This window comes from Veillonella sp. oral taxon 158, from assembly GCF_018376515.1.
Classification (GTDB): domain Bacteria; phylum Bacillota; class Negativicutes; order Veillonellales; family Veillonellaceae; genus Veillonella; species Veillonella rogosae.
Window position 1 is genome coordinate 178,172 of record NZ_JAHABE010000002.1, and the last position, 24,007, is coordinate 202,178.

Consider the following 24,007-nt stretch of genomic DNA (forward strand, 5'->3'; position numbering starts at 1 on the left):
TAACCTCTTATTGTTCTTGTTCAGCTTTCATAGCTAAAGCTTCTTCTTTATTGAATTTGTGTGTTACAACACGACGAACAAGGTAGAGACCAGAGAATGCAAATGCAAGCAATCCTAACCATTGTGCTGTGCTTTCAAAATCAGGACCTACTAATTCAAGTGGAGATTCACCGCCACCAGTTGTAACAGACAATACAATAATAACAGCTATGATTACACCAATCAAGCTTTCACCAACAATCAAACCAGAAGCGAAGAGAACGCCACGGCGGTTAGATTGTTCAACATCGTACTCAGCGAGTTCGCCAGCACGCATTTTAGCACGAGCTACTAGGTAACGGCCTACAAAGTAGCTAATGAAGGAACCTACGATGAGAGGCACTTCCAATGTTGGTGGTAAGTAGATACCCATACCAACTGCCAATGGAGGCAATGTTAAGGAAGCTGTTGTGCCTTTAAGAATTAAGTTAACGATGATTGCTACTACGCCAACACCAACGCCGATCAAGATATAATCCCATTCCATGCTGGAGTTGAAGATACCTTGAGCGATTGTAGTCATCAAAGTTGCTTGAGGTGCGGATAATGCAGCATTAGGATCCATTTCAGCACGTGGTAACGCACCTGTGAAGCCGTATGCTTGGTAAAGCAAGTTAAGAACTGGAGCAATTGCAACTGCACCGGCTACGGAACCAAGTAACAACGCAATTTGTTGACGCCAAGGTGTTGCACCAACGAGTTGACCAGTTTTCAAGTCTTGCAAGTTATCGTTAGAAATAGATGCAATTGCGATAACTACGGATGTCATGAAGATAGCCATAGCTGTAGCGAATTGAACACCTGCTTGTGTAGCGAACAAGTTATTTTCAGAAGCGATGAAGTACACCACTAAGGAAGAAATAATAGTCGCCAAGATACCAATACCGGAAATTGGAGATGCAGATGTACCGATAAGACCTGCCATGTAACCACAAGCTGCAGCTACGAAGAAGCCGATTAATAAAGCTACTAAGATGCCTACTACAACAAGAGTCCACATTAAGCCAGCACTAATAGGTACTGCAGAAACGAATTCCCAGAATGTGAATACTAAACCAATAAGAATAACTGCGAATACGCCTAAAACAGATTTTGTGCTCATATCTGTATCCATGCGATGCAATTCGCGGTCACTAGAACTGCTGTTCATGGATTGTACAGAAATTTTCATACCTTCGATGATAGGTTTGATCAAAGTAATCAAAGTCCAAATCGCTGCGATACCGATAGCACCAGCACCGATGAAACGAACTTTAGATTTCCAGATGCCCATTGCGAACTTAGCAGTAGCGCCACCATCTGGAGCAAACACGTTAGTGAAGTAAGGTACGAAGCCAGCCCACGCGATGAGTACACCAACGAGGATAGCGATACCAGAAGCGATACCGATAAGGTAACCAGCACCTAACAATGCTGTAGAGAAGCCCAATGGAATTTGAGTAATACCTTTGCTACCTACAGGAAGCCAGAAGCTCATGCTGTCGCCAAGTACTTTAAAACCATTTGCACAAAGACTGATAAGACCAGCTACAAAACCACCGGATACGATATCGCCCATACCGGAGCTAGATTGCGGGCCTGCGCCAGCATTGTGAGAGCCAACTTTCAAGATTTCTGCTGCTGCACGGCCTTCTGGATATGGTAGATCACTATTTACTACCATGGCACGACGCAATGGAATAGTGAATAACACACCTAGAGAACCACCGCATGCGCAGAGCAAGAATGTTTGCCAGAATGGGAAGCCGTTCCAATACCCAAGCATGAGTAGACCTGGCAAGATAAAGATAATTGCGGACAAAGTACCGGCTGCAGAAGCCTGTGTTTGTACCATGTTGTTTTCAAGAACGTTAGAATCCTTGAAGAAACGTAAAATTGCCATTGAAATAATGGCTGCCGGAATGGATGACGAGAATGTCAAACCAACCTTCAAACCGAGATATACGTTAGATGCTGTAAAAATAACAGTAATTAATGCACCAAGTAGCATCCCACGTACCGTCAGTTCCGGCAGATGAAGGTCATGGCTCATAAAGTCATGTTTCATAAGTACTTACCTCCTCTGTGAAACTAGAGCTTAAAACAATATAATAAGCTACTTCCATTTTAACGTGTTAAAGCGATGATTTCAATATATATGCGATATTTATAATGTATACATGTAAATAGATATAAATTATGCCCCTTATATGCATAAATCGCATATATAACTCCTTTCTATATGAAAATAGAAATCATTCTCTTTTATTCTGTACAAATATACAGGATTTTATATAATTAAATTACCGACAGTAAGGTCGGCATGACTTTTAAGGAGGTTGTAATTATGGAAACAAGAATTGAATACGATTCAATGGGACCAGTCGAAGTCGACGCTAGACGAATTTACGGACCTCAAACGCAACGCTCGTTCAATAACTTTAAGATCGGTGATCACCGCATCCCTATTGAACAAATCAAAGCGCTTGCGCTTGTAAAAAAAGCATGTGCTTTAACAAATGCTAAGTGTGGCGCAGTAACAGAGGAAAAAGCAAAGCTCATCGCTCAAGTAGTAGATGAGATCGTAGACGGAAAATGGGATGATGAGTTCCCATTAACTGTATTCCAAACAGGTTCTGGCACACAGACTAATATGAATGTGAACGAGGTAATCGCTCACCGGGCTAAACAGTTAGATGAAAGCAACCCTCTCCATCCTAACGACGATGTAAACCGCGGCCAAAGTACAAATGATACATTCCCTACGGCAATGCATATCTGCGGATACTTTGAAATTACAAAACGCGTCATCCCTGCTTTGGACGGCCTTATCGCATCCTTCGAAAAATTGCAAGAAAAGGGGAAAGGCTTACAAAAAGTTGGTCGTACTCACCTACAAGATGCGACTTTCATCATGGTGGACCAAGAAATCAGTGCCTTTGTGGACGGCTTAAAAACTGCCAAAACGATGCTCGTTCAAAACGCTGACTACCTGCTCGACGTAGCCCTTGGCGGCACTGCGGTTGGTACAGGTGTAAACACACCTAAAGGCTATCTAGACGTTATGGAAACTGTATTGCCAGAGGTAACAGGTGCTCAATTCCGCGTGAAAAATAATAAATTCCAAGGACTCGCTCTTAAAGATGCGTTCATGATGGCTCACGGTGCACTTAACACATTGGCGACTACCCTATTCAAAATCGCTAACGACGTCCGTTTCTTAGGCTCTGGCCCTCGTTGCGGTTACGGCGAATGGCATCTACCTGAAAACGAACCGGGCTCCTCCATCATGCCAGGCAAGGTAAATCCTACACAATGCGAAGCCTTGACCATGGTATGTGCCCAAGTATTCGGTCATAATACGACTATGACCATCTGTGCAGGCAGCGGTGCGTTCCAATTGAACGTGTACATGCCTATCATGATCTATGACTTTGTTGAAAGCTGTCGCCTCCTTGCAGATGCGATGAATTCTTTCACAACACACTGTATAGACGGCGTAGAATTTGTACCAGAAAAACTCAACTTCTTTGTAGAACAATCCCTCATGATCGCTACATCCCTAACACCATACATCGGCTATGATAAGAGTGCTAAGGTAGTAAAAGAAGCGTACAAACGCGGTTGCTCTATTAAAGAAATTATCTTGGAAGAAAAACTCATGACCGAAGACGAATTTGCCGAAGCAGTTCGCATGAAATAAAATCTCTCTCATCTCTATGACATATATGTAACATCCTCTCATACCTCAAATGAACGTGTAAAAAGGACTGTAAGTAAAATGCTAATATAAAGCATTTGCTTACAGTCCCTTTTTTAGTTAAAACGCAAAGTTATAAAAATATTTAAAAGATTCTAATTTTAATATCTATACTTCTTTTGAATAGATTACATTAAAAGTTTTTACAGCAATTTTTACATTAAAAGTAAGCCACAATCTCTTGCCTCTATAATATCTTTCAAACTTCTACCATTTATTAATGGATTTTCTAATAAAGGTAAAAAATCATTACATTCAGCCAAAAGCTCTTTATCTTTCCAAAGTTGCCATGATTCCCCATAAGTAACAATCCCATACGTAAAATCATCATAATATATTTCTAATTCCCTATTATACGTCAAGCCTTCAACAACTTCATCATATAAAGAAATATCCAAGTTACTCATTTATATTACTCTTTCCTAAATTTTCTAGCCAAACTAAATCACTAAATTTACTAAATTCATATAACAAACCCTACTAGGATAATATCCTAGCAGGGTTTTATTAGTTATAAAGGATAATAAAAGATTGAATTACTTGCCTGATCATATACTGCTGAAGTTTTATTATATAACAAGTATAGTACATATATATTAACGAATGGTACAAATAAGAAAATAAGCCAGAAAATGCTACTATTAGTATCCATCAAACGTCTACATATCATTGTAATTACAGTATATATAAGATAAATGTATAACGCATATCTTAAAATGGAAGTTTCAATCGTATAAGTTACAACAAAATTATACATAATAAATGCTAAGAACACATTAAACATATGCCACTGACGGACAGTACTACGTCCATAAAACCATAAACTATCTATCAAAATACTTTTATAGATATCAACCCAAAACGGATAGTTATCTTGACTACTGTAATGCAGCTTTAAAGTCTTGATTTGCCCATCGGTTAAATCATTTCTATTTCCCCACCACACATCAATAACTTTATTATCAAAAATAATCCCATTAGTTTCAATAACATTAGGGTTAGACCATAATTTATCAATTCCAAATGCAAAAAGCAGAAGAGTCACAAACAAAAAAGGAAAGAACAGCTCAGGGGTATCTACGCTCCACAGCACTTTATTCCCCATTATATAATCAGTAGTGCTGCTAAACCTAAAATTAGAACTAGAAATAGTAATACTTTTACCCAAAAGTAAAACCATTACTAAGGAAATCATTATAAAGACATTAATCCAATTAAGAGAATCCTTTTTATAATAATTCAACCGCATATAATTTGTAATACAGACAAACAAAATATACAGAGTATGCCCTACATAAAATAACATATTGAAGCATTCTTGATGATATGTTTTATCAAAAAGAATAGAAAACATAAATATATTTGCTTCTATACCTAATAAAACTAAAATATTTATTGAAAGATAAGTTTGTATATTCATCGTAAGTATTTTAAATTTCTTTACGTATTGAATTAGCTCTTTTACTTCAACCTTAAATTTAATGAAATCTGCTTGTATAAAAGTATTCATTTCTTCTCATCCAATCAGAAAAAGCAGCCCAATTATCAACCCGTGTAGGAAAATTAAAATATAATCCGAAATAAAACCAGAACTTATCTTCTGTTGTTATATCTTTACAATCAAGCTCTAAGACAGAATCATAGTTATTACGTAGATTATCCATTTCTATAAATCCATCATAAGAGCAGTATGTTAATTTATTTATATGTTTCACTAGTTTATAAACCTCTTACCGCTTTTGAACTAATATAATTAATATTTAAGCGATGTAAAATGTATCAATATATTAACAAATCAAGATTAAATGTCAAAACTATCAGTACCCACATAAGCAACAAATAAATAGCTTGTCTAAAATATTGTTTCCTCACCTCAATGTATTCACTGCGTTTCATCATTCCAACAGTATATGATCTGTATTCTAATAAATGGTTATGTATATTAAAAGCTAATAAAGCATCTAATAATATAACCCCTGACAAAACTCTTTCTATAATCGTAAACGTAGAATAAGTATTATCTAAAACAAAGACTAGTAAAACAAAACCTAACGAGATCCATATATTAAAAAGACTCAACAAATTATACCAAGTATAATCACGCCCGAATTCAATAGACACAAGACCGCATTTTCTTAATATTACTATTAATGCCTTTATAATAGTATATGTAAAAAATATTAATATTATTAAAGTCAGTATAGGTACTTTAAGAATTATATTCTCAATATCCGTTAATAAAAACATTTGTTATACAGACACCTCTCTATTAAGTTTTATATCAGCTTATTAACTTTCAACACAATTAGAGCAGCCATTAGGTAAGAAAAAACAATAAGAACTACATACATTTGTTTTTTTCTAGCCCATTCATAATAGCTACTACGAGGTGGCTGTTTTAATAATACTGCTGCCACAAAAATATGCAGCAAGAACCAAGCCATAACAATTGGTATCGCTATGTAATCTAAGAAATAAAACATGCTAAACAGCATGAAGGGGTATGTAATAATTGCCGCCCAGGAGATAACTTTCATAAAACCATAATTAGAATTAACGATTAAAGATACTAATAATGGTGAAAGCTTTTTTCTTAAGAGTATTTTATATATAATCCAATAGAGCGCTATTACCGAGTAGAAGATAACTACGAAAACTAAGGGTAAATGAATATGCACAAAACTACCCCCTTCTACGTCTTAAGTAGTTATAAATATAGTTCCATACCACATAGCTCAAAAGGATTACAATATACGTAGTAACAAAAAAATAGAAATCGACTTCATCCTCAATCATTTCAGGATTTGTAACAACAGTAAAGGGGATAATTATAAGAAAGAAAAGTACAACGCCCCTCACAAAATAATTATAGATTTTTAAAAACATATGCCTACTCCCACAATAAAAACTATATTTTCACAACACAATCAAAAGTTCAACTCTAATATATCACAAATTTTATATAAGTTCATATTATAAAAAGAGGTATTGTATTTTCATATACAACACCTCTTTTTATTTGTACCTTATGGTTTTCTAATATTTTATAAGGTTTATAGTCATTAGCAAAATCAAAGATATGATGAAAACCATATCTTTCGTATTTAATAGTTCATAGGTCTCGTTAAATGTATCATTCTTGAATGCTTGTATTATCAGTTCTTCTTGTTTACTGAGTTCCAAGTATATATCTAAATGGCATCCAATTGCCACTAGTATTGCTATTTTGAGATATCCCTTATATATATCCGCTGTCATAGCGTAGATCAGAGAGATATCAAATAGAACAAGTAGAATGATACATATAAGAAATTTATGGATAAAGGATTTACTATACATGATTGTATCCCTATAGTGAGATTGCCGTTTACACTAAGCTACTCCATCAAAGAATGTAATGACTGTAATTTCTCGTGGGCAGTTGATACGGATTGGGAACCAGTGGCCTGTACCGTTATTGACGTAGCACACGCTTTGTTCTTCTACGTAGCGCCCTTTTGTATATGGAGTGCCCGTTGGCACTACAGGAACACCCATAAATACAATTTGACCACCATGGGTATGACCAGAAAGGGTCAACGGAATCTTGTGTTCAATGGCTTCTTCAAAGAATTCAGGGTGATGAGCCAATAGTATAACAAAGGCATAGTCTGGAATACCAGATAAGGCTTTAGAGATCATCGCTTCTCGGCTATCTTTTTGACGGCTATTATCGTATGTAACGCCTGCAATATATACAGGTTGTTTGCCCCCCATAATTTGAATATTACTATTCAAGAGGATATTCATCGGTGTATTTCGCTTGAAAGAATCAATCACTTTAGTTACATCGTGATGGTACTCGTGATTACCTAAGATGAAATCTACACCGTCAGGAATTTGTTTTGCAAAGGTTGTTAGTCTTTCACAGACCTCAGGCAACCATGCCAATTTATCGATGAGATCCCCTGTGATAACGACGCGATTAGGTTTTTGTAAAAGCGCCAATTTTAGGATTTCATCAAAGTCGTCTAAGTCGATGCTAGCCCCTATGTGAACGTCACTAAGTTGCACGATTTTATAGTCTTTTAGCCCAGGAGGCAAGTTCGTATAACCAAATTTTTCATTCGTAACCACTATCTCTTGTTGACCGGCAAAGGCAGCGTAGCTAGAACCACCAATAGTTGCCAAGGGAACTACGGTTGCAGCAGTTCTAAAGAAGGCACGGCGGCCAGTTCTGTTTTCCTCTGGCGTTTTGCTCCAAATCTTATTAACCGCCCAGTATAACAAGCTGAAGACGATAAAGACAGGAATAGCCAAGAATAAGCCAAAGAGGAAACCGTAGCTTTCAGTACGGAACATATTCATCAGCGGATAGTATAACGTGCCGTATAGATCTACTTGGTGTAACAAGTAGTATCGGATGGATGCAAACCACGCGCTGATTAAGATGATATAGCCTACCCAAGCAGGCCATTTCTTTTTAGGCTTCCACAAGTTGAGGAATAGAGCCCAAAAGCCCACCAAACCTAATACTAGGATGGTGCCAAAAATTATATTAAATAGCATTCTCATTCATTGCTCCTACAAATTATTTTGCCATCTCCGTCAATTTACCATGAGGACCTGCCCAAGCATAGTCGGCGAACTCGTCGCGCTTGATAAGCATCCAGTCCTTTGGCAATTGCTTTTGGATAGCTCCGATTGTTATATTTTTAGCACTCCCTGCGTACGTCAAATCGCCGCGGAATGCTTTCATAAACCATTTTCTATGAGAGAAAATATGTGTTATTTCTTTTACCAATACAGGTTGTAAAAATAGTTCAAAACCTAGGTCCTTAACTAATTCTTCAAGGCCTCGTTCACCTTCGTCAAAGGTAGATACCATTTCCACCGAAGGGAATTCCCACATGGACCGTAACAACCCACGATTCGGGCGTTTATGCAATAGATAGTAGTCTTCGTATTGCAAGATACCTACAAATAGGGGCACCTCTACAACCTTCGTTTTCTTGATGCGCACAGGTAATTTGTCCGTATCCTTATGTTGGTATGCTTCGCACATGTTTACAATAGGACATTCCCCACAGCGCGGAGTTTTTGGAATGCACACAGCAGAGCCAAAATCCATCAAGGCTTGGTTAAAATCACCCGGCCGATCGTGAGGTAATGTTTCCTCTACAATAGCAGTTATGGCCTTCTTACCTTTAGTGCTCAAAATATCATCAAAGATGTGATATAAACGAGCGTAAATGCGCAGCACATTGCCATCTACAGCTACCTCTGGTTCGTTGTACGCCATGGATAGCACAGCTCCAGCTGTATAAGAGCCTACGCCCTTCAAGGACTCCATAGTCTTGCGGTCACGGGGCACAATACCACCGTAGTTTTCCACGACGTCCTTTACGCCAAGGCGCAAGTTGCGAGCACGGCTATAGTAACCAAGCCCTTGCCAAGCGTGAACCACCTCATCCTCAGTAGCCTTTGCTAGGTCCTCCAAGGTTGGGAATAAACGCATCCAATTGTCATAATAGGGCTTCATCGCCTCAATGCGCGTCTGTTGGCTCATCACCTCAGACACCCAAATCTTATAAGGGTCTCCACAATCGCGCCACGGCAATTCCCGTTTATGCACATCATACCACGCCAACAGCTGTGGCACCCACTTAGGGTTCTTTTTATCAGTCATATTACCTCAAAATATTATAAACTTAGGACTCTAGTACCACTTTCATGACTATAGGCATATTACAAGTATATTGCATATATGTTGCAGCCCATAAGGTGCAGATTATCCATTAATATACAGATCAATGCGCGCCAAGTGTTCGCTTTCAAGAACGGTATCTACAGTGGTCAGATCCATCTTATCTACCGTACTGTTGTCTCGGCCAAATACGATAGGCCCTTTTAACTTCTTGCCTTCTAGCAGCATTGGTAGCCATTGACGGTCACCATCCCACATGTGCTCGTAAGGAATTTCGTCTACTGTTAGCCAATGAGGTTCCATTTCGTCTGTTTCCTCTACATTGCCTGTAAAAGCACGCAAAAAGTACACATAACCTACATGGGTTAAGCTTTCATCAAAAGGAAATTGAAAATCAAAGGCAGCCACACATTCTAAATCTTCCGGGCGACCATGAAGTCCAGATTCCTCAAATAATTCGCGAATAGCACAGTCTCTGAAGCTTTCACCAGCCTCGAGTTTACCGCCAAACCCATTATATTTATCAGCCCCGAAACCACGTTTCTTACGACCTAGCAATATTCGATTTTGTTCATCAATGGGAAATACGAGCGTCGTCGGTTTCATAAGGCCTCCTAAATCGTTAAAATAATACCCTATTATTATACCATTATTTCATGTACGAATGGGCTAATTATGGTATGATTAAGAGTATAGATTTTCTTACACGGAAGGAGGCACATGATGAATAAACCACTACGATTTAACATCGCACTAGGGCGCACAAAGCCTGTTAATATTCGCAACGAAGAAGTGCGCTGCCCCTTCTGTGATCGTTCAAAATTAACGGATATTCTAGATACATCAGGTCATATCATATGGCTCATGAATAAATATCCTGTATTAGATAAAACATGGCCAACGGTTATTATTGAAACAGAAACGGACGAAGGCGAATTTTCTACATTGCCTGCCGATGAAGCGGCTCGTATTCTCCAATTTGGCCTTGATAAATGGCGTGAAACACGAGGACGGAAAGAGTTTAAATCGGTGCTCTTCTTCAAAAATCACGGATACATGTCTGGCGGTTCCATCCGCCACCCTCACAGCCAAATTATAGGCCTTGAGGATTACGATTACCACGAAGATATTACGGCTCAAAATATGGAAGGCTGGCTCTTGTACGAAGATCAAGATGTGCGCATCACCTTATCTACACAACCTATAATTGGATTCTTTGAATACAATATTCGCTTCAAGCCAGATGCACCGGTTCGCTCCGTTGCATTGCGTTTACAACAGATATTGCGGTATGTATTGCGCAGCATCGCCAATTACAGCCAGTCCTATAACTATTTTGTATATAATCTTGAAGACGGCTACGACTATATCAAGGTGGTGGCTCGTTATGTAACGACACCTCTTTACGTGGGCTACAAAATTCCACAAACCTGTGACGAAGAACGGGCTGCTAAAATCATGCGCGATATTGCGCCTTATTTACAGGCTACTAAATAGTTCTCATATACATATATTTTGAACATGCATATAGTTAATTACATAAATTTTGACCATCTATGATAATTACATAAGGTTTGAACATCTATGATTTTGACCATAGATAATTGAAAGGATTTTTATGAAAGTATTTGCCATCGGCGACCTCCATCTATCTGGCAATCCTCCTACAAAGCCGATGGATATTTTTGGTCCCCACTGGGATAATCACTGGGCCCGTATCAAAGAGCATTGGGCTAATAATGTAACAGATGATGATATTGTCTTTCTCGTAGGAGATATGAGTTGGGCGCTACGCCTCGACGAAGCGGCTTGCGATTTACAAGAAATCGCATCCATGCCTGGCAAGAAATATATGATTCGCGGCAACCATGACTACTGGTGGTCATCATCAAACAAGATGCGCAACCTCATGGGTGATGCTATCACCTTTTTACAAGGTCATGGCACAGCAGAGCTCATTCAAACAGAAGAAGGCCCTCGCATCATCACTTTTGGTGGAACTCGTGCCTATCTCTGCCCTGGTGACTCTCATTTCTCACCAGAAACAGACCAGTCTATTTATGAAAGAGAATTAATGCGCACCGAATCAGCATTACAAGAAATGGATGGGGCTGTGGAAACACTCCTAGAACAGCTCACAGCTGAAACAAACATGGAAACAACAGGTTCTGAAACATCAGAGCCATTAACAATAGATATACACACCATACCAGTAACAAAACTGCTATTGTTACACTATCCTCCATTCAACGAGTCCAACGCCCCTTCGGGCTTTACGGACCTTATGGAGCAATACAAAGTAGATACTTGTATCTTTGGGCATTTACACGATCAAATTTCCTTTAAGCGCATTCCAAAGGAATTTGGCGCCACAAAACTAGAGCTAGTATCTGCAGACTATCTAGACTTTACACTAAAACAAATCATGTAAGGAGAGACTATGAGTCGCATTCATAAAGAGCATTTACAAGCGGGCTATATCTTTGGCGATACTATCAACCAAGAATATATTTACTTGCCCTCTGGTGAAGTAGGCACAGAGCACCCTTTGGCGGTCCTCGAAACACCGACTAAGCGCGAAGATATCACCTTGGACGAAGCTGTCCACATGATTGATACGCTAACATTAAAACGCTGTAGCCATCCTACACTGGGGAAAAAATCATTTTAATGATACACTAACGCTAAAACGTTGTAGCCATCCTACACTAGGAAAAATCATTTTAATAAAACATAGCTGCTTGAACATCAAAAAGCGGGTAGAGTAGATCTACCCGCTTTTTTTGTGCTACAAAGATTATCCTAAGAAACCACCATGACCCATGCGAATGCAGTCTTCTTTAGTGATTTCATCATCTGCTACGAGGCGTGGCAAAATTTCATCAAATGCCGTTGGTTTGCTAAACAATACGCCACCTGGAACGCCGAGAATCGGTGTATCATCAGCACAGTACGCAATACAAACCATAGAACCTGGCAATACAGGTAATCCGTATGTCACTACGCGATCGGCATAGCGTTTAATGGCGCCTGGTGTTAAATCATCAGGATCAACGCTCATGCCGCCTGTACAGAAAATAATGTCGGCGCCAGCTGCTTTTACCTTGTCGATAGCCGCCACGATATCATCCGTATTATCCGTTACGATTTCATGAGCCACTTTTGTGACCCCAAATTCTGCGCATCGTTCTTCAATAATAGGGGTGAAAGCATCTTTAATACGACCTTCAAATACTTCGGAGCCAGTAGTAACGATGCCCATTGTTTTGCGCACGAATGGTTTTACATGAAGTAAAGGATCCCCATTAGCAATTTTCTTAGCATCCTCTACTTGTTGTTCCTCTAATAATAAAGGAATACAACGCATGCCTGCTAATTTTTCGCCTGCTTTCACAGGTGTATTATTAAATCTCGTTACAATAGTAAGCTCACCAATGCTGTTGATAGCATGTAATCGTTCTACATCGACCTTGAATAAGCCATCTACGTCTGCAATGGCTTCAATTTTACCTTGTGCCATTGGGCCTTCGTGCATATTTTCGCCGCCGGCCATACGATACAAAGCGCGAGCTACGTCCTCTTCATGCAAGAAGCCTTCATCTTCAGGTTCCATAACGAAAATATGCTCTTTGCCGAGGTCTAATAATTTAGGAATATCCTCTTCTGTAATAACATGACCACGGCGGAACGGCGTATCTTTCACCTCGCCGATAACGATGCGAACTAAATCGTGTAATAATGCATGCCCTACGGCATCTTGTGTTCTAATAGATTTCATAATCTCTTCCTCTATAATTTCTATAATCTGCTATTCTATCTAAATCTCTTACTAAATAATCATATAAAAATCGATGTATTTACGCTGTAACTCAAGTCACCTTATTCGCTTGGATTAGATAGCCCAGAGTATGCGCGCCAATAATACACCAAACCAGCAAAGAATTAACCCGCCTACAACTTGTACAAAGCCATAGAATAAGGCTTGTACATAGGACTCAGCCATCATGAGTTGTAGCATTTCAAAGGCAAAGGTAGAAAAGGTGGTGAAAGCACCAAGACCGCCTACAACAAGGAAGAATCTAGCCCATTGTGGTAAATCTGGCTTTTGCATGTAGAGGCCTAACACGAGGCCGATGATGAGGCAACCGATAAGGTTAACTACGACCGTACCATACGGAAAGGAGCTCACCTTTGTCATCACCCATTCACCAAGAGCCATGCGGCATAATGCACCTACAGCTCCACCGAGGGCAACAGCTATATATTTTTCCATAAGGCCTCCTCTATTTACAACAACATATTAGCTGCTTTGGTCACAGTACCAAAGTATATAGTTAGTAAGACTTTCACAATTCGTGTAATTATCTGTAATAACCGATAATTATCTAGTTTTCTATATTAGTCAATCGCTAACAGTCTCAGTATACTATATTTAGAGAGTCGGGAAAAGGAAGGAGTCCCTATGAACCCCTCAACGGCACCATTGACCGAACTGCGGATTAATACGTACGAAGATCCAATTTTACAACATCAATACGTATGTTTAGGCCATAAAATCGCCAATATCCGCGTATCTCTTAATATGTCCCAACATGAGTTAGCCCGCCACGTCGGCATCAGCCGCAGTTATTTAAGCAAACTAGAGTGTGGCACGGGCATTTCAGGCATGTCCTTAGAGATTTTGTTTAAAATCGCTCAAGCCTTTCAAATCGACGTAGGTCAACTAGTGCGGCTGCGCATCGTTGACTATAAAAACTGCAATGCGCACCTAACATCACATTATAAGCGGCTAGAGTTTCTAAACCATACCAAAAACCAAACCGTTAACAACTTACACAAAAAAACTCATGTTAATTAGTTATCTTAAATTAACTAGATTAGCTAGATTAGCTAAATAAACTAGATTAACTAGATAAACTAGTTTATCAGCCAAAAAAGCTCCGCCATGGGCGGAGCCTTTTGTGTCGTTATGCCTATGGGCACGTTAGACATTATACTTCATTAAGTTTTTTGTGTTGCACTTCAGCATTTGCTTTTTTGAAGATAAATGCATTGTTGATGTGCTGACGCATAGCTGTTTCTGCAGCTACTTCGTCATGACGTTCGATAGCGTCTACGATTTGATCATGTTCATCATCGCAATCATGTGTACGAACTGCATTGAAGGAGCTGATGTACATGTCTCGATTAACGCGTTCACGGAAGCTTGCTAAGTAGTCTACGATACGTTCATTACCAGAGTAATGAGCAATCATTGTATGGAAACGACTGTTAATCTCAACGCGTTCTGTAGCATCTTCGATTTTATGCATTTCTTTACAAATATCTCGCAATTCTTTAATTTGTTCTTCTGTAGCATGACGTGCACACAGTCTTGCACCAAGACCTTCCATTACTTCGCGCACTTGATATAATGCAATAATTTCCTCTGGAGTGTCTGCTTTTACAGTAACACCTTTCCAAGGAACGATAACTACGAGGTTATCTTTAGCCAATTTACGGAATGCTTCACGTACAGGTGTAGCACTCACTTGTAACTGTTCTGCAATCTTTACTTCGTTTAGCTTTTCTTGAGGCATCAATTCGCCTGTTAAAATCGCTGTTTTTAATGTTAAATATACTTGTTCGCTAAGTGGCAATCGTTCAATAGAGTCCACTGCGGACAAATTATATCTATCTTTAGAATCTTGTCTTCCCATTTAAATCCCCTAAACCTTAATACTCATCCTATCTTTCACACTTTCAAAGAACGGTTAAAATGAGTATAATATATTATACAAAACATTTTTATAAAATATGTTGCACACAATATCTAATACAGTGTATACAATATAATTATAAAACTCATATCTAAAACTGTCAATCTAGCAATCTAACAATAGATACTAGCTATATCTCATTTTTGAAAGTAAGGAAGTACACTATGAGCCGTTGTTTAGTTATCATCAATCCTGTATCAGGGGGCGGAGCGGCACGCCGGTATGCCCTCGACTTACAATGGAAATTGAGTACCTTATTCGAAACGATTGAGGTCAAATTCACCACCGGAGAAGGCGATGCAACACGTTTTGCTAAAGACGCTTGCGAACGCGGGTTCGATGCAGTATTTTGCATGGGTGGTGATGGTACTGTTAACGAAACTGTTAATGGCATTGCTCAAGGGGGATTCAAATCTACCTTTGGCTTTATCCCTGTTGGAACTGTTAACGATATGTCTCGTGCTCTCGGGATTCACCAAAATCCAGCACAAGCGATCAAACGCATCGACATCAATGAAACAAGAACAATTGATATCGGACGCTGCAACGACAAATATTTCTGCAACAACATCGCAGCTGGCGTTATCCCTAAGGTAGTAGAAGAGGTTACGCCAAAGGAAAAAAGCATACTCGGCCCTCTCGCCTACTTCTTGCGCGCAGGCCAAGCGTTATTTACAACTAAAGACTATACATACCGCATCAAAACAGAGAACGACGACTTTATCTGTAAATCCCCTCTCGTTTTAGCATTGCTTACCAATGTAGTATCTAGTTTTGAACGGTTTATGCCTGAAGCCTCCGTCGATGACGGCTACATGCGTATCATCATCTTCAAAGAATACTTTATTCTCGATATTCTCAGCGTAATACCGCTCATCATTAGTGGTGCCATCTATAACTCTCGTTATACAACTACATTAACTGTGAATAAAGCATCCATCGAGCTCTTATCTAATATTGATGATTTAGCAACCAATATGGATGGCGATCCAGGCCCATCTATGCCAGTAGATATCGAAGTATTGCCACGGGTATTAAAAGTATTTGCCCCATCAAAACACAAAAAGAAAAAGGCTTTGAATTTACCTAAACTACCGCACATTTAAGAACTTGTAGAAAAATCTATAAGACGAAACTATATAGCAACCTATAACACAAAAGCTCTCTATCCAAGGATAGAGAGCTTTTTATATTTGCTAGACTATAGGCTACCTCTGTATAGATTTATACACTACGCATAAATACAGCCTTATGCCAATCATAGAATTTTTATAGGCTAATCTATAATAATTGCATCGTGCAAGCGGAAGCTATAGATATAACATGCTTTTACAGGCATCCCCGTCAATCGCTGCAAAGCCTCTTTGTAGAGGTCCATTTGTATTTTGTAGCGCTTGATGAGGTCTTCCCCAGATTTGACGCGGTCTGTCTTGTAATCTACGAGAACCCACTCACCGTCCTCTTCAAAGGCAGTATCGATAATACCTTGGAGGAATAGATCTTCCCCATCCTCTAAGGTATCATATACGCGTTTCCCTTCAAAAAGCATACTGAACGGCAATTCACGTTCTATGCGCTTCGCATTGATAAGACGCTTCCCAAGGTCAGAACTAAAGAATTTATAGAGGCTTGTATCACTCAATAGATTTCGTTCTTCCTCTGTGAAAGTCCCTTTCGTTACGAGTGCATCAAGCTCTTTCGTTAAAGAAGCTTGGGTATACTGCGCAAGAGGTAACCATTGCATCGCCTCATGCATCAAGGTACCCCATTGAGCCCCCGTCAACACATCCTCTTCGGACTGCAGTACTTGCGGCTTGCGACCGAATACGGAATTAGCTAAATCATCAGCAGGAACTATAAGAGTTGATACAGCAACATTACTTGTAACATCACTATTAGCTTTACTTGTATCATTGCTATCAGCATTACTTGTAGCATCACTATCAACATTACTTGTGGTATCGCAATCAACATTACGAATATCTAGCTTAATAGCTTGACCTAAGATTGCATCTGAAACGACTCGTTTACCCCCTGCATCTACCGTTACAATCGGTTCATTTAGGGTATCAATAGTGCCTGCTTCAAGTTCCCGTTCTTGGAATCGTCGTTTCAATTCACTGACGGAAATCTTAGCTGTGCGCCGCGTAGCATCGCTGTACGGATAGGTATAGTTAAAGCGGTCTAAGATTTCCGGTAGCAATTCCACCGCATTAACAGCTTGTAATTCTCGTACCTTATTGATGGTAGTTTCATCAATATCTGCCTTGTAATCGAGATCACCGTAGAGAGAGCCATCGTGGATTTCGACCTTGATGCGACATTTTTTATCTGGTAAATCAAAATAGGTCGGTCCTTCGTACTCAATGGCTACGCGCAATGGGTTACCACCATCCAAATGACGGGTAAAGCCCATAATTAACCATTCTAGATACGTATTAGCTTGAGTGATAATATCCGTCGGCAACTGTTGTCCTTCTACAGCGGCAACATTGTTAATGAGCTCACCTAAACTAGATAGTTTACCTGCAGAATTCTTGAACCCCTTCACAAAACCCGTTAGGAACAATTTATCTCGAGCCCGTGTCAAGGCTACATAGAGAATACGCTGTTCCTCTGCTTTGAGGGCTGCTTCTTTGACGTCTTTCACGTAGAACCACGGCATAGTTGGGAAAGACACTCGAATATCCGGGAAGTACCCCTTTAGACCAAGTCCTGCATTTTTATCGATGAGGAGCTCTGAACGAAGATCCATCATATTGAACCGTTTTTGAACGCCAGATAAGAACACCACAGGGAATTCAAGGCCCTTACTCTTATGGATGGTCATGAGGCGCACTACATTGTCCGCTTCGCTCACCACATTAGCTAGAGGCATATCTTGGTTGCTATCGCGCAAGCTTTCCACAAAGCGCAAGAACCTAAAGAGACCACGGAAGCCAGATGCCTCATAGCCCTTAGCTCGGTCATACAGAGCGAGTACATTCGCACGTCGCACGAGACCATTCGGCATGGCACCTACATAGTTTACATAATCTTGAGATTCGTAAATATCCCATAGCAAATCTGTTACACCGTGACGGCGCGACAAGGTACGCCAACGCTCCATATGGTCAATAAACGCTAATAAACGCTCATCTTGAGCCTCTTCAGCATAGGCTGGCATGAGAGACCACAGAGAACCATCTCCAGATAGGCGCAGTGCGCCTAGTTCGTTTGCATCAAGACCTACGAGACCAGAGTGTAATACCGCCGCCATCGGCAAGTCTTGTTCAGGATTGTCTATGATGGATAGCAACGCTAACAATAGTTGTATTTCTTGTGCTTCAAAGTAGCCATCTCGTTCGTTTACTACCGCAGGGATACCCGCTTGGCGCATGGCCTCTACGGCACGAGTGCCCCAACCAGCCAAGGATCTGCGCAAAATAGCAAAGTCACGCCACTCGATTTGATGGAACGTACCATCTGGATTTTGCACCTTCTTCTTGGCACCGTGGATTTCCTTAATCTTTTGGATGATGAAATCTAGCTCACGCTCGTTATTTTCAGGGTCATCACCTTCGTCTTCGTCGCTTTCACTAGCACTGAGGGTATCCTTGCTCACATCTAAGAGCTGCAATTCTACATCGCCTCCAACCCAGTCCTCCGGTGCATCCTCAACGATGCGGCCCGGAATGAGGGATTCTGCCTCAGTATAATTTAGCTCCGCCGCCTCTTCCGTCATGATTTGATAGAACAAGAAGTTCGTAGCGGCCAAGATATTTTCGTGAGATCGGAAGTTCTTTGCTAGGTCGATACGACGCTCTACCGCATCAGTGTCGCCGTAGGTATTGTATTTCTCCATAAACAGAGAGCTGTCAGCCATACGGAAGCTATAAATCGCTTGCTTCACGTCCCCTACGTAGAACCGGTTATCGACGCGAGAAATCAAGTTGATAATCGTCTCTTGCACGCCGTTCGTATCTTGGTATTCATCGACCATGATTTCTTTGAAAGTATCTTGCAGTTCCTTCGCTACATCAGACGGCTGAGGGTCATCCTCTGTGCCCGGCTCAACAAGAAGAGCTAAACATAGATGCTCCAAGTCACTAAAGTCCATGATACCTTGTTCTTGTTTCATATCTCGATACGCCTTATGAAACGCAATCGTGAGCTCTACTAAACCTTCGATGATTGGATATTGAGCCTTGAACTGGTCTTGCAAGGTAGCTTCTGGCACAGTAAACACAGCCCCTTGCATCGCTTTAAGGTCATCTTTATTTTGGGAACCTAAGGATTTAAACTCTGCTACCAATATAGGATCAAAGGCTTGCGCCTCTTTTGACCCCATGCGGAACTGGTCCTTAATGAAGGTATCCGTATGCTTACAAGCTTCACCCATATCATCCCAAGTTTGAGCTGATGAAAGCATGCCTAATGCAGCTAGTTGATTATCATATATGTTTTGCCATTTATGAGGCCCTACTGGATCCAATAGAATTTGTTCCATCCGCTCTAAGCGCTCGCGAATGCGATCGATAACAGCTACATGGTTATCCCACATATATTGGCCCCATAGTGTATCACTAGGGTTTATAATCATAGCCTCTTTATAAGGCTCTAAGGCTTTTCGTAACCACCCATCAGGATTGGCAAGGGACATGGCGTAGTTATATAGCAACATAATCTTTGCTGTTAATCCCGCATCCGATTTATCATCGCTAAAGAAATCCGCCAATTCATAGATATTATAAAGGCCCTCTTCATAGGATTTAGTTAATAAATCGGCTAGCACCTCTTGTTGTAACAATGCCATTTCTGCTTCGTTACCGATGCGAGCAGTAGGATTAATATCGAGCTTGTAAAAGTAAGAGCGAATCACCCATTGGCAGAAGGAGTGCAACGTAGAAATATGAGCAGACGGCAACAGGTTGAGCTGTCGCTCAAGGCGCTCTTGCATGGCTGCATCCTCGGTGGATTCCATGGCTTTAGCCAAAGCAAGACCAATACGAGCGCTCATCTCTTGAGCAGCCGCCTTTGTAAAGGTTACAACCATGAGCTCTTGAACAGATAAAGGGTTATCTATGTCTTTTAAACGGGTAATAATACGCTCTACGAGAACTGCCGTTTTACCAGAACCGGCTGCTGCCGCTACTAGTAAGGTTTGATTATCTAAGGACGAATCCTTAGGCGCTATGATGGCAGACTCCTGCTCCGGCGTCCACTTAACACCCATGGTCTTCACCTCCTTCGTTACTATTACTTCTGTCGTTACTGTTGTTTCCGTTACTACTATTTCGGCCGTTGTTGCGATACTCGTTGTTATCGCTATTTTCGTCGTTTAGAACCTCTTTCATCCGTTCTAACGCATCATCTTCAGATAAGCCGGACAGATAATTATATTTATTACGGCTAGAGTCAAAACGGCATACAGTATTGTAATCACAGTATGTACAAGGTCTATTCTTATTTAACTGGTAAGGCTGAATTGGGAATTGACCGTCCCCGATATGGCGACCGATGTCAGCCATTACGTGGTTTGTATAACGGCACATTACATCAAATTCGCCAGAATTCTTAACCTTACGCAAGTCTCTACTAGAAATAGTTTGGTCCTTTTTCGTAGCGATTGGTACATATGGTCCTCGTTTAGATCCATAAGACAAAAATTTATTATCGATATGCGTCAACAACTCGATATCATCAGAGAAGTATCCACTGTTTTGCCATGCATCGCTTTCCTTAGCCAAAGATACTGCATCTTCATAAGAGATAGGCGCATCGGCAGGAATTTTAGGATTTTTCACATAGGAATACACCACAGCCGCCGGTGACATGGTGCCACCATGCGTTTTGCCATAAGCAGATTCTAAGGCTAGTAGATAGGTCATAAGCTGCAATTTAAGGCCATAGTATACATCTTGGGCCGTCACATGAGCACCACCCGATTTGTAATCGATAACCATGCCATAGGTTTGACCATCTCGGGTATATTCATCGATGCGGTCAATTTGACCGATGAGGCGTAAATAACGGTCTTCCCCAAGCGGTACGCGGATAGGGTCCCAGCCTCCTTGACGGCCAAAATCTTGCTCCAAGTATTTTGTATCAAAATCACTGCGCTTCGACCACTCTACAAGGCGGTCTACCGTCACATGTAATGTTCGTTGTACACGCTGCTCGATTGCCTTTTGGTAGGCATCACTCGTTTCCTCGCCGCCCTGATTTTCTTGTAAAATTTCTTCCGCCACGGAGTGGCACAAATTTTGTTGATCCTCTTCGTTAAGGTCACGCCATTGTTTATTGTTATCTAATAGATAATTACCTAAACGCTCTAAATTAGCATGAAGGAATGTACCAATTTCAGGAGCACCAAAGGAGCGCACCCGACGCGGTTCCAGTTTCAAACCATATTGGGCATAGAACTTGAACGGACATTGCTGATATCTCTCCAGACGCGTCACAGAACCAGACATATAGCCTTTAGATAGGAATAATCCATTCACTAAATCCTTTGTAATGACCGGTACATCATTATTATCTCGAATACCACGAGACACCTCACCTAAACGAGGACGGTAGGTGTCGCTTTCACGAGCCCAGTTATAGAGGCCCCACCACAATGGATTGACCTCATGCCCACTAAAGAGGGCGCCCCATCGCTCAGACAATAGGGACAAACTCTGTAAAGGTCTCCATACATAATCCGACTCAGTATCAGGTGCAATGGAAAGAGGAATCTCTACCGCCTTATCTACATAACCAAGGGATTCTAATCGTTTCACCACGAGAGATGGCTCAAGGCCTGTTCCATCTTCGCCAGAACTTGCATAGGACAGCGTCAAGGAATCGGATGCTCGCGTCATAGCTAGGTATAATAGGAAATTCTCGTTGAAAGCCTTCGGCAAAGCACCTTCAGCAAGGGTAATACCTGCATCGGCTAACTCTTGGCGTTCCTTATCCTTAATAAGGCCTTCATCGCCCATGCTTTGTGGGAATATGCCTTGATTGAGGCCCATGACGAATACCTTAGGCCACCATTGGCTATAACCACGTTCAATGGTGGTAATCACTACATGGTCCAAGGACGGAGGAATCATAGAATAATTCACATCACTCAAGCCTTCTTCGAGGAGCAACATCATCTCATCTAGGGTCAACACTTCATCCTTCATGACCATAGAGATTTCATCTATGAAAGAAATAACCGCATTGTACATCTGTTCATGGCTGGCTTTCGACTCTTGATCTCCCACCGTTTCTGCGTCTTGTGCCCATTCATAGAGACGCTGTGGTACTTGTAAGGTTTCTAAGAGACCATACAGCTGCGCCCCCCACTCAGCGCCCGTATGACCTTCACTATGAGCGGCAAAGTCAAACCATGGGGATAAGATCTCCATAATGGTTTGCCTTGCTTTATTAACACGCGCTCTACGAGGTGCATCAGCGTGACCTTCTTCATCTTGTCCTTCATGAAAGCCTCGTAAATAGGGCCAGCTTTCACGTTCCCATTTATAATGGTCGATACCAAACTCGAGTACGTAGTTTTCTAGTTCATCTACGGCCTCACGGGTAAGAGGCATCAAGTCTGTTTTAAGCAATAAGAACATGCTGTCTCGACTGTAGCTATGGCGCACGATATCAAAGAGGGCTGTCAACAATTCGCCTAATGGATGGTTTTTCATAGGCCGCTGACGGTCGATAAAGTGCGGAATACCATAACGACCGAAGACCTTTTCTAAGGTATCCCCGTACGTTTCAGACTCGCGAAGCATAATACATACATCGCGGTAACGTGCCTCTGGAGAGGATTCTACGTAGGCTAAAATACGGCGAGCCACCGCATCAGCTTCTCGTTCTCGGTTATATCCACGAATGAGTGGAATAGTAGTATCAGTAGAATTTTGCTTACTAGGGCTAGTAAAGTAATTCGCTTCTAATTCTTGTACGATGTGAGGGCCCCGTTTCCCGTCAAAACCAACCCAATTAATACTAGAACCATAACGAGCCAATAAGGTATCGTATATTTCTAAAGGACGGCTAAAGAGGTGTTCCCCTCGACGTGCTAGGTTTAATGCCTTTGGAGCCATTGGCAAGTCGATAGTAATAACTGCTTCCTTCGCCAAATCAAACAAGGTATAGATCAACTCGTAGTGTGTGGGTGTAAACCAATGAAAGCCATCTATAAAGACATGGCTATTTTCCATCAGTGGGGATTGAGGCAACGCCTCAACGATTTCCATGATAGGATCGATGTCACGCTCACCATGACGACTAATTTCCTCTTCATAGGCTGCCATACAAATGGCAAGTTCGCGCAATTTCTTTTGTAATACTTTATTTTTTACGGAATCAGCTCCACGTTCAAGGTCATTAGGACCGACGCGGAATGCGCGAAACTCAGAGAAGAGCTGTTGCAATACAGAAGAAAACTCAGGACGTTTAGTAGCCTGTTCTAATAGGCCTAGCTCCTTTTGTTTCCGCTTCATAACAAGGCGCAACAACATAGACCGGCCAAAGCTAGATAAGCTTGATTGACCGGCCCCTTTGGAGCCTATGGATTGATATACTTGGTACCCCAAACGACCAAAGCCTACGACACGAACCGTAGTAAAGCCTTTTTCAGGCATAAATTCAGCAAGTTCCCTCTCTACCCGATAGGTCGCTGGCTCAGGAACGAGTAAGAATATGGGTTCCCCTGGACAATCGGTCATCACTTGACGTATCCGTTCATATACGGCACGCGTCTTGCCTGATCCTGCTCGTCCATAATAGACGCTAATATTCATGAGACCTCCCTAGTGA

General features: G+C 41.0%; 18 protein-coding genes. 6 read left to right on the plus strand and 12 right to left on the minus strand.

Features of this window, described 5'->3' with window-relative positions:
- Window positions 1-7: 7 nt before the first annotated feature.
- On the minus strand, window positions 8-2,086 hold the full coding sequence (locus KH364_RS01995) for an oligopeptide transporter, OPT family (protein ID WP_273298271.1): 2,079 nt from the start codon (window positions 2,084-2,086) through the stop codon (window positions 8-10).
- A 279-nt stretch (window positions 2,087-2,365) separates the two neighbouring features.
- Between KH364_RS01995 and KH364_RS02000 the strand changes: the two genes are divergently transcribed.
- Window positions 2,366-3,721 carry a class II fumarate hydratase gene (locus KH364_RS02000; protein ID WP_273298273.1) on the plus strand — a complete coding sequence of 452 codons (1,356 nt, stop codon included), beginning with the start codon at window positions 2,366-2,368 and terminating at the stop codon, window positions 3,719-3,721.
- A 212-nt stretch (window positions 3,722-3,933) separates the two neighbouring features.
- On the opposite strand, the gene KH364_RS02005 is transcribed toward KH364_RS02000, so the two are convergent.
- The 6 genes from KH364_RS02005 to KH364_RS02030 form a co-directional block, all read right to left on the minus strand.
- Window positions 3,934-4,185, minus strand: coding sequence for a hypothetical protein (locus KH364_RS02005; protein ID WP_273298275.1), 252 nt, complete (start codon window positions 4,183-4,185; stop codon window positions 3,934-3,936).
- A 104-nt stretch (window positions 4,186-4,289) separates the two neighbouring features.
- Window positions 4,290-5,288, minus strand: coding sequence for a DUF805 domain-containing protein (locus tag KH364_RS02010; protein WP_273298277.1), 999 nt, complete (start codon window positions 5,286-5,288; stop codon window positions 4,290-4,292).
- Window positions 5,289-6,054: 766 nt separating this feature from the next.
- Window positions 6,055-6,456, minus strand: coding sequence for a hypothetical protein (locus KH364_RS02015; protein ID WP_273298279.1), 402 nt, complete (start codon window positions 6,454-6,456; stop codon window positions 6,055-6,057).
- 694 nt (window positions 6,457-7,150) lie between these two features.
- Complete coding sequence (locus tag KH364_RS02020) at window positions 7,151-8,332, minus strand: metallophosphoesterase (RefSeq protein WP_273298281.1); 1,182 nt, start codon at window positions 8,330-8,332, stop codon at window positions 7,151-7,153.
- A gap of 16 nt (window positions 8,333-8,348) precedes the next feature.
- Window positions 8,349-9,446 (minus strand): A/G-specific adenine glycosylase, encoded by a 1,098-nt coding sequence (gene mutY, locus KH364_RS02025; protein ID WP_273298283.1) that lies wholly within the window; start codon window positions 9,444-9,446, stop codon window positions 8,349-8,351.
- A 102-nt stretch (window positions 9,447-9,548) separates the two neighbouring features.
- Window positions 9,549-10,070, minus strand: a complete 522-nt coding sequence (locus tag KH364_RS02030) for an 8-oxo-dGTP diphosphatase (RefSeq protein ID WP_273298285.1) — start codon at window positions 10,068-10,070, stop codon at window positions 9,549-9,551.
- Between the two features lie 117 nt (window positions 10,071-10,187).
- Between KH364_RS02030 and KH364_RS02035 the strand changes: the two genes are divergently transcribed.
- The 3 genes from KH364_RS02035 to KH364_RS02045 all read left to right on the plus strand — a co-directional run bounded on the left by KH364_RS02035 (window position 10,188) and on the right by KH364_RS02045 (window position 12,135).
- Entirely contained in the window at window positions 10,188-10,961 is a 774-nt protein-coding gene (locus tag KH364_RS02035; protein ID WP_273298287.1) for a DUF4931 domain-containing protein, read from the plus strand.
- Window positions 10,962-11,082: 121 nt separating this feature from the next.
- On the plus strand, window positions 11,083-11,895 hold the full coding sequence (locus tag KH364_RS02040; RefSeq protein ID WP_273298289.1) for a metallophosphoesterase: 813 nt from the start codon (window positions 11,083-11,085) through the stop codon (window positions 11,893-11,895).
- 9 nt (window positions 11,896-11,904) lie between these two features.
- Entirely contained in the window at window positions 11,905-12,135 is a 231-nt protein-coding gene (locus tag KH364_RS02045) for a hypothetical protein (RefSeq protein ID WP_273298290.1), read from the plus strand.
- 126 nt (window positions 12,136-12,261) lie between these two features.
- Here KH364_RS02045 and KH364_RS02050 read toward each other — a convergent pair whose 3' ends face one another.
- Both KH364_RS02050 and crcB read right to left on the minus strand, forming a co-directional pair.
- Window positions 12,262-13,242 carry a molybdopterin-binding protein gene (locus KH364_RS02050; RefSeq protein ID WP_273298291.1) on the minus strand — a complete coding sequence of 327 codons (981 nt, stop codon included), beginning with the start codon at window positions 13,240-13,242 and terminating at the stop codon, window positions 12,262-12,264.
- A 114-nt stretch (window positions 13,243-13,356) separates the two neighbouring features.
- On the minus strand, window positions 13,357-13,737 hold the full coding sequence (gene crcB, locus KH364_RS02055; protein ID WP_273298292.1) for a fluoride efflux transporter CrcB: 381 nt from the start codon (window positions 13,735-13,737) through the stop codon (window positions 13,357-13,359).
- Window positions 13,738-13,926: 189 nt separating this feature from the next.
- Between crcB and KH364_RS02060 the strand changes: the two genes are divergently transcribed.
- Window positions 13,927-14,322 (plus strand): helix-turn-helix transcriptional regulator, encoded by a 396-nt coding sequence (locus KH364_RS02060; protein WP_043006169.1) that lies wholly within the window; start codon window positions 13,927-13,929, stop codon window positions 14,320-14,322.
- Window positions 14,323-14,455: 133 nt separating this feature from the next.
- On the opposite strand, the gene KH364_RS02065 is transcribed toward KH364_RS02060, so the two are convergent.
- Entirely contained in the window at window positions 14,456-15,163 is a 708-nt protein-coding gene (locus tag KH364_RS02065; protein ID WP_054746960.1) for a GntR family transcriptional regulator, read from the minus strand.
- A gap of 224 nt (window positions 15,164-15,387) precedes the next feature.
- Between KH364_RS02065 and KH364_RS02070 the strand changes: the two genes are divergently transcribed.
- A complete protein-coding gene (locus tag KH364_RS02070; protein ID WP_273298295.1) occupies window positions 15,388-16,329 on the plus strand; it encodes a diacylglycerol kinase family protein in 942 nt (313 codons plus the stop codon).
- A 170-nt stretch (window positions 16,330-16,499) separates the two neighbouring features.
- On the opposite strand, the gene addA is transcribed toward KH364_RS02070, so the two are convergent.
- Together addA and KH364_RS02080 are read right to left on the minus strand one after the other, a co-directional pair.
- Window positions 16,500-20,438 (minus strand): helicase-exonuclease AddAB subunit AddA, encoded by a 3,939-nt coding sequence (gene addA / locus KH364_RS02075; protein ID WP_273298296.1) that lies wholly within the window; start codon window positions 20,436-20,438, stop codon window positions 16,500-16,502.
- The gene (locus tag KH364_RS02080; RefSeq protein WP_273298297.1) at window positions 20,428-23,991 is read right to left on the minus strand and encodes a PD-(D/E)XK nuclease family protein; all 3,564 of its coding nucleotides are present in this window, start codon (window positions 23,989-23,991) and stop codon (window positions 20,428-20,430) included. The genes addA and KH364_RS02080 overlap by 11 nt, the downstream gene beginning before the upstream one ends.
- Window positions 23,992-24,007: the final 16 nt, after the last annotated feature.

Excerpts from the sequence above, each read along its gene's own strand:
- KH364_RS01995 (WP_273298271.1), bottom strand. The coding sequence starts at position 2,086 with ATGAAACATGACTTTATGAGCCATGACCTTCATCTGCCGGAACTGACG.
- KH364_RS02000 (WP_273298273.1), top strand. The coding sequence starts at position 2,366 with ATGGAAACAAGAATTGAATACGATTCAATGGGACCAGTCGAAGTCGAC.
- KH364_RS02005 (WP_273298275.1), bottom strand. The coding sequence starts at position 4,185 with ATGAGTAACTTGGATATTTCTTTATATGATGAAGTTGTTGAAGGCTTG.
- KH364_RS02010 (WP_273298277.1), bottom strand. The coding sequence starts at position 5,288 with ATGAATACTTTTATACAAGCAGATTTCATTAAATTTAAGGTTGAAGTA.
- KH364_RS02020 (WP_273298281.1), bottom strand. The coding sequence starts at position 8,332 with ATGAGAATGCTATTTAATATAATTTTTGGCACCATCCTAGTATTAGGT.
- mutY (WP_273298283.1), bottom strand. The coding sequence starts at position 9,446 with ATGACTGATAAAAAGAACCCTAAGTGGGTGCCACAGCTGTTGGCGTGG.
- KH364_RS02030 (WP_273298285.1), bottom strand. The coding sequence starts at position 10,070 with ATGAAACCGACGACGCTCGTATTTCCCATTGATGAACAAAATCGAATA.
- KH364_RS02035 (WP_273298287.1), top strand. The coding sequence starts at position 10,188 with ATGAATAAACCACTACGATTTAACATCGCACTAGGGCGCACAAAGCCT.
- KH364_RS02040 (WP_273298289.1), top strand. The coding sequence starts at position 11,083 with ATGAAAGTATTTGCCATCGGCGACCTCCATCTATCTGGCAATCCTCCT.
- KH364_RS02045 (WP_273298290.1), top strand. The coding sequence starts at position 11,905 with ATGAGTCGCATTCATAAAGAGCATTTACAAGCGGGCTATATCTTTGGC.
- KH364_RS02050 (WP_273298291.1), bottom strand. The coding sequence starts at position 13,242 with ATGAAATCTATTAGAACACAAGATGCCGTAGGGCATGCATTATTACAC.
- crcB (WP_273298292.1), bottom strand. The coding sequence starts at position 13,737 with ATGGAAAAATATATAGCTGTTGCCCTCGGTGGAGCTGTAGGTGCATTA.
- KH364_RS02060 (WP_043006169.1), top strand. The coding sequence starts at position 13,927 with ATGAACCCCTCAACGGCACCATTGACCGAACTGCGGATTAATACGTAC.
- KH364_RS02065 (WP_054746960.1), bottom strand. The coding sequence starts at position 15,163 with ATGGGAAGACAAGATTCTAAAGATAGATATAATTTGTCCGCAGTGGAC.
- KH364_RS02070 (WP_273298295.1), top strand. The coding sequence starts at position 15,388 with ATGAGCCGTTGTTTAGTTATCATCAATCCTGTATCAGGGGGCGGAGCG.
- addA (WP_273298296.1), bottom strand. The coding sequence starts at position 20,438 with ATGGGTGTTAAGTGGACGCCGGAGCAGGAGTCTGCCATCATAGCGCCT.
- KH364_RS02080 (WP_273298297.1), bottom strand. The coding sequence starts at position 23,991 with ATGAATATTAGCGTCTATTATGGACGAGCAGGATCAGGCAAGACGCGT.